This is a genomic window from Microvirga sp. P5_D2, assembly GCF_054049475.1.
Map to the genome: position 1 here is coordinate 1 of NZ_JBFUMH010000353.1, position 2,223 is coordinate 2,223.

General features: G+C 58.6%; 3 protein-coding genes. 1 reads left to right on the forward strand and 2 read right to left on the reverse strand.

Features of this window, described 5'->3' with window-relative positions; genetic code table 11:
* The coding region (locus ACXJKO_RS31595) for a LuxR C-terminal-related transcriptional regulator (RefSeq protein ID WP_457094950.1) at positions 1 to 659 on the forward strand (659 nt) is incomplete at its 5' end.
* Positions 660 to 1,172: 513 nt separating this feature from the next.
* Here the strand turns inward: ACXJKO_RS31595 and ACXJKO_RS31600 are convergent.
* Positions 1,173 to 1,370 carry a hypothetical protein gene (locus tag ACXJKO_RS31600; protein WP_457094951.1) on the reverse strand — a complete coding sequence of 66 codons (198 nt, stop codon included), beginning with the start codon at positions 1,368 to 1,370 and terminating at the stop codon, positions 1,173 to 1,175.
* A 672-nt stretch (positions 1,371 to 2,042) separates the two neighbouring features.
* Positions 2,043 to 2,223, reverse strand: a 181-nt coding sequence (locus ACXJKO_RS31605; protein ID WP_457094952.1) for a hypothetical protein, incomplete at its 5' end; no start/stop codon positions are given.

Genomic DNA, 2,223 nt, shown 5'->3' on the forward strand with positions numbered 1-2,223 from the left:
CTGCACTCATTGCCGACCCTGATCAGTACTTTCGCCTTGCCCTTGAAGCCATTCTGATTGCCAGATTGGGCTACTCAAGCGTCATTCAGACAGCCTCACTGGATGAGGCGCTTGATCAGCTTCTCAAGCAGCCCAATGCGTCGATGGGATTGTTCGAACTGAACATGCCCGGGATGATGAGCGCCACGAGCCTGGCAGCGGTGCGTGACTGCTTCCCCAATGTTCGGGTTGTGGTGGTGTCGACATCAATTCGCCGGCAGGACATCCTCATGGCGCTGGATGCTGGTGTTCACGGCTATATTCCGAAGAATGTTAGTCCTGACGAACTCGCGACTGCGCTCAAGATCGTGCGCGATGGCGCCGTCTATGTCCCGCCATCGGTAGCTAGCACTGCCTCCCTGGCCCTCGAAGGGCAGGTCCTGACCACGCGGGCTCCGAAAAGCAGTTCTGCCGACATGTTGACGCAGCGCCAACGCGAAGTTCTTGAACTGCTTCTGGAAGGAAAGTCGAACAAGGAAATCGCCCGCATGCTCAATCTTGGTGAAGGCACGGTCAAGATTCACATGGCGGCTCTGTTTCGTACCTTTCGGGTCAACACAAGGGCGGCGGCCGCAGCGGCGGGGGCGCAGCTGCTTCGCGGCTGGTATTCGGGGGCATAAGGTGTCATCCCTAAGCTCCCGGGCCAAGGGTCCGAAACATCGATTGCATCCTCTCAGTGTTAGCTAAAACGTTGATCCAGAAAGAAAGTTAAACTCCCCTCCGGGCCGCTCTTCTCCTTCTTTCGGGAGCAAATTGATGCACTCCCCGAAGATCGCGGAGATGATTGCTGCCTGTTGCCCCTTCTGTCCCGACCTGAGATTGAGAGCCTCAGCCTTCGCCTCGATGCCACAGGCGATCTGGCTGGAGATCCATCCCCAGCCTGTACGTTGATTGATCATAGCTTTGCGATTGAGCGATTTTCCGGAGGGATCCGGCCCAGGGCCCGACCTCTGGACGAAGCCGAGACAGACGTGCTGGCTTACATGAGCTTTCCGGCTCCGCACCGGACCAAGCTGCACTCGACGGATGAGATTGACAAGCGACTTTCGGCCGATTGTGGCAATCTCTTCTTGCGCGGGCGACCTCGTGGCGAAGAGCGGGGCATCGACTGCAAGCCTCGTCAGGCCGCCTGATCATTCGAGCCTTGTCGGATTGAGGCGCTCGTGCACCTTGCCCTTGGGCGGTCTGGGCTGCCACTGGGCGACAAACCGCTCATAGGCTTTCTCGGCCTGTCGAGCCGCCTTCATCTTCCGATCCCGGAACTCCTTCACATTGGAGCTATAGGCCGGTCCGCGCTTGTTGCCTTTCTGGGCCGGCTGACCAGCCTGCAATGACACAGCTCCCTTGCTCGCGTTACGATGGGAGCGTGGGGCGACACGACACCTACGGATCCGCGCTCTCGGTGCAACCGGGTCAGTCGCAGAGGCGGCCAGCTACTAACACGAGCTCGCAGCTCATCGTGTACATCGGCCTGCCCGCACTTCGTGCTCCCGGTGCCTCTGTCCCGGATGGTCGCACCATACGCCGGAAACCTACGAATTCCAGCCGGACCGCGGCACCGTGATCTTCATACCGGTTACCAACTATCTGACGCTGGAAACCATGGCGCCGATGAGCGATGATCTGGTCTGACGCCTTATGGGAGCATCCAGATCAACCGGACGGGATCGCATATCAGTCGCGACACGATTCGAATGAAATTTGTTTGGCGCTCTCGAGCGCCCAGGCTTAACACTAGACATCCTCTCAACAACGCCACTGTCGGCACTGTTGCACGACGTTGCGTCTCTCCTCGATGCATACGGCAAATCACTCTCGTCCGCGTCGTTCTCAACCAATGCAGTTTCCTGACAAGAGTTCTGACCACAACCACACCTGAAGTTCCCTACTCCGATGGCAGACATCGAGCCGGCTGGCTTCAACAAAATCCGCCGCGTGTTTCGGATCAATGCCTCCCGCCACACGGACAGAACCTGCTGCCGGCACGACCTCTTCGAACACCTTCAGTTCAGTGGCGCAATAGACGGATAAAGGTGCGGCCAGGCTCCACCTATAGGATCACCCGTGAGATCAAGGACATGGTGCACATCGAGAATCGATGCCTCGCCGTAGAACGGATTTGAGCGTGCGACTGCCAGGCGACCCCACGCTCCCGACGCTTGGGTGACCGCGGTGGGTCCAATC